Raw genomic sequence first — 4,481 nt, forward strand, 5'->3', positions numbered from 1 at the left:
AAAGGGCCGCATCATTACTCAATACAGAGTTTGATACGGCCCCTTTTAAATATTATAGTTATAATCTGTAACTTTAGGGAGTAGTCATTTTAGTTTTGACACACCCTCTATTTCTTTTTTACTCAGTCCGGTAGCTTCCATAATCAGATCAATAGCTACACCCATATTTTTCATTTTCAATGCTACTGATGTAATACCTTCCGCTTTTCCTTCTTTCAGTCCTTCCGCTTTTCCTTCTTTCAGTCCTTCCGCTTTTCCTTCTTTCAGTCCTTCCGCTTTTCCTTCTTTCAGTCCTTCTGCTCTTCCTTCTGCTCTTCCTTCTGCTCTTCCTTCTGCTCTTCCTTCCGCTCTTCCTTCCGCTCTTCCTTCCGCCCTTTCTGTGTTTATATTGTCTCTAAGGATTACAATGTTATCCAGGTGTCTGTAGTAAGCGTTTTTTTCGTCTTTTGACATATTATCTATTTTCAGTTTTTCTCTGGCCACATCCAGTCCCGGAGCTTTTGCGCTTTCAGCTATTTGTCCCGTATTAAGATATGCTATCCATTCTTCGAGTGGTGTTCGAGCCACGCTGTTGAAGTCATTCACTTTTAAAATATAATATTCAGGATACAGCTGGCTCACGGCATCCACCTTAAAAGTCTGTTTCTGGAAAGGTGTCAGTTCCAATATGTCATTTTTGTGTATTCCCCTGAATTCGGTTTTTCCGTGATATACTATATCCTTTCCGTGTCCCAGCGAGAAATATACAATATTCACACTATAAACCTTTCTCACCTTGTCATATCCTTCTCCACGGTTTATGTATTCTGTCACCAGCTTTGAAGTACCGAACAGCATTCTCTGGAAGTATGCATATTCGTTGTTGTTTTGTACCTCTATCAGCACCAGTTCCTTTTTGGAATTTTCTGCCAGCATATCCACTCGGTTATATTTGTCAAATTCTTCCTCCTGGTTGCTTTCGCTCTCCAACAGGTTCACAATTTTTATTTCCTCGTTCAGTAGAGTAGTGAGTAGTCCTTCCAGTACTTTGAAGTTAGCCTTGTCTCTCAGCAGGCGTTTCATTGCCCAGTCGAATCGAATATAATTTCCCATATAGAAGTGTTTACTGATTATCTGTTTTTACAAAGATATGTAATAATTATATTTATGTGAAAAATAAAGATGAAAAAAAGTTTGAGGCAGCATGAATCTTTATCATAAAGACTCTTGCTGCCTCAATTATCAGATTAAAATAAAATCAGTCGTTTTTTTTAGAAAGTCACGTTCAGACCGAAGCTCAGGTTCATATTCATGTTGTTCAGAGGAATATACTGCTTGCTCACCTTTCCTACGATATAGTCCATACCTACGAACAGGCTCAATACTCTAGGGTGGAAGTTCACAATCCATCCCATTGTGCTGCCGTACGATGTGATACCGTAGTTGATACCGGCTTCAAACCAGCTCAGAGGAGAAACGTTTGCCGAGAAACGTCCTTCGCTCCACGAATACTTGCCGTTTATTCTTGTAGAAGAAAGGAAGCCGAACGAAAGTTTGTCATACATAGGCAATGCATATTCCGCACCCAGATTCAGTGTGGCAGCCAGTGCCCTGTTCAGTTTTCCTCCTGCGCTTCTTCTGTGCAGGTTAGTATAGTCTTCAAAGTCATCCGAAAGTTTGTCCAGCTGGTTGTCAAATGAATTCTCGCTGTCTTCATCCATCGACAGGTTATGGAAACCTTCGAAAGTCCAAGGCTCGTTGTTTGTCGAAGCATAAGTATTGTTGCTCCAGTTCATGAATCCCAGATCCTTGATGGCAGCCGATACAGTCAGATTATCCATCACCTCGTATGTGGCACCCAGATCCAATGCCAGACCGAATCCTCCCAGTCCCGGAGAGTTCATTTCTATATTGTCAAAATCCACCAGTGTACCTTCGTTTCCGGTATATTCCGCACCGCTTTCCTCTTTTGTAGGAACGTTCAGTCCTGCCATTGCGATATTCATCTCGCCGTTAGCCATCACTTCCCATTTGTCTTCACTCAGTGTGATTTTTGTATTGCTTAGGTTCATGTTGGCATACAGACCGCCCAGCAGAACCTTGAATTTTGCACCCACTCTCAGATTGTCGAATATCTGTCTTGAATGTCCCAAAGCAATTTCCACATAGTTGGAAGTAGAGATACCCATGCTTCCCAGGTCATAAACGGTATTAGGTCCGCTCTGTCCCACCTTCATGAATTCAAAGAAATCCTTAGGCACATATACCGAAGAACTCGATCTCAGTCCTATATCCAGAGTGTTGAAACCGCCCCATCCTCTGAATCCCATTGAGATGATTGAAGTATTCACGTTCATCGACATCTTGTTGATGTTTCTCAGTCCCCCGAGAAACTCATCGGCACTCACGCTGCTGTTCATGAAAGTAGTCAGTTTGTTGCCGGCAGTAGGGTATATGAAGTTTGCCATACCCACATTACCCATTGTTCCGAAATTCATGTTTCCCAATACCGGGATACTGAAATACGATTTGTCGCTTTCCAGTGCCGGGTTCAGCTGATGCTTGAACAGATATCCGTCCAGAAAATATCCCGAGTTAAGAGCCTGGGCAGGAACCCCTGTAGCTGCACACATCATGGCAGCTCCCATCATATATTTAGCTATATTCTTCATCTTGTTTGTCTTTTAATATTAGTTCAGATCCATAGTAATACCACCTACAAGTCTCAGTTTTATTTCAGTAAACTGCATAGTCTGGTTTTCGTTCAGTGTAACATCGCTTACGTTGTTGTCAACCGATGCCACGACAGAGATTTCTATACCGTCCAGTCCTGCAATCCTGCCGTCGTCAGTTGTCAGAGTGAAGTTCACGTTTTGAGTTGTCGGTGCACCGATTTCTCCGGCTTTGATTTCTACATCCATATCCACCTTCACGTTCTCAAGCACATTGCCATTCACGTCGATGGCCTTTGCTGTCATTCTCACTCCCAGCGGTATTTCGTTTATCACGTTCATCGATGCTTCCACTCTGTCGAATTCCATATCTTCCAGGTCAGCATCCCATCCGTCTATAGCCTCAGTATATGTTATTTTTGTTTCAGGGCCGAACATCAGCGGAGTATCCACCTTGTAGTCAGTAACGATAGTATAGTTCTTGTTCAGATCTATAGTCACTTCTTCCTGCACCACGCTTGTTTCCACGTCTGTTATTTCTATTCTGTCCGGAATGTTCTTTATCAGGTCGCTCAGTCCTTCAACCTTCTTGTACATGATTTTCTCTGTTGTATCCCATTCTTCCCTTTTTTGGTTTACACAGATTACGTAGTTCTCACATTCTTTCGGGATATTTACATTCTGCAGATAAGCTTCCCCTTTTTTGTTGCCTTCCTTATACGATTTAAGTGCGGCGTCCATGTTTACGGCTACAGGACTCGGATTTGTCACTGTAATGTAAATTCTAGGGTCTGTAAGGTCAAGAATCACATCTTCTTCAGCCAGGAAGTCAGGAATATCGTCTATTCTTATAGGATCTATTTTTATGTCAACCTCAGGATCCACCACTGCAGTTGCCGATTCTATAATCATGTTTTCAGCTTCCACATTTGCCGACAGAGTGAAGTTTCCTCCTGCATTAGTCAGTGCCGAAGCCGTAACGTTTCCGTCCAGCGAAATATTTCCTCCGAAATGTACAGAGTTGTTGTCTTTTTCATTTTCATTGTTGGTAAAGACAGCCTCATTCTGGTCAAATTTTACATTTACAATCTGGAATTTTATTTTGGTGTTGTTTGATATTTCCATACCTTCAGCCTTGGTAAGCTTCAGGATGTTTCCTTCTGCTGTCCAGTCAGCATTTTCTGATTTTACTGTAATATAGTTTGGAAACTCTATGGTATAACCGTTTTCCAGTACTGCCTTTATCTGGTTTGTATTTTTCGAGAATACCAGATATGTGTTTCTGCATGTAGTCTCAGCATTGCTTATACTCTTGATGTCGGATGTTATGCCGTTTTCGTTAATGTCTATTTCGATATTGTCTTTAAATTCTATGTTTTTTTCAGGCATATCGCTGCCAATTCCTGCAGGAATGTTGAAAGTCTGGCTTACACCCTTGAAACCGTTCGTCATGTTGATATCAACTTCCGGTACTTTTACGTCCGTGGAGCTTGTTTCCCCATCCTGCACCAGATAATAGTCACCCGCGGAATTGTTTACTTTAATCACGCTGTTATCTTCCAGATCAAGAAGGTCGCTTAAAACAATTTTCTCCGTACTGCTTCCCGGAACCGTCAAATCTCCCCCCACAGTAATAGTCATATCAAAGTCCTTGTCCAGGTCATAAGTCTCATCGACTTTCAGACATGAATTAAGACCAATCAGTCCTAGGGCACACATACCCACAACTGCATGATTCTTGAATTTTTTTTCCATACTTCTAGTTTATATTTTTATATCAGACAAAATTTACATCATTAATATTTTTTACGAATACACAAAGATTATGCA

The 4,481-nt window shown here is 41.5% G+C and carries 3 protein-coding genes; all 3 read right to left on the reverse strand.

Going from position 1 to position 4,481, the window contains the following annotated elements:
- Positions 1–84 precede the first annotated feature (84 nt).
- The 3 genes from H6A61_RS14945 to H6A61_RS14955 all read right to left on the reverse strand — a co-directional run bounded on the left by H6A61_RS14945 (position 85) and on the right by H6A61_RS14955 (position 4,406).
- Positions 85–1,092, reverse strand: a complete 1,008-nt coding sequence (locus tag H6A61_RS14945; protein ID WP_204394693.1) for an Rpn family recombination-promoting nuclease/putative transposase — start codon at positions 1,090–1,092, stop codon at positions 85–87.
- 158 nt (positions 1,093–1,250) lie between these two features.
- Positions 1,251–2,651, reverse strand: a complete 1,401-nt coding sequence (locus H6A61_RS14950; RefSeq protein ID WP_239469253.1) for a DUF5723 family protein — start codon at positions 2,649–2,651, stop codon at positions 1,251–1,253.
- 18 nt (positions 2,652–2,669) lie between these two features.
- Entirely contained in the window at positions 2,670–4,406 is a 1,737-nt protein-coding gene (locus H6A61_RS14955) for a hypothetical protein (protein ID WP_204394694.1), read from the reverse strand.
- Positions 4,407–4,481: the final 75 nt, after the last annotated feature.

Source organism: Bacteroides caecigallinarum, from assembly GCF_016901995.1.
In the GTDB taxonomy this organism is placed as follows: domain Bacteria; phylum Bacteroidota; class Bacteroidia; order Bacteroidales; family Bacteroidaceae; genus Phocaeicola; species Phocaeicola cellulolyticus.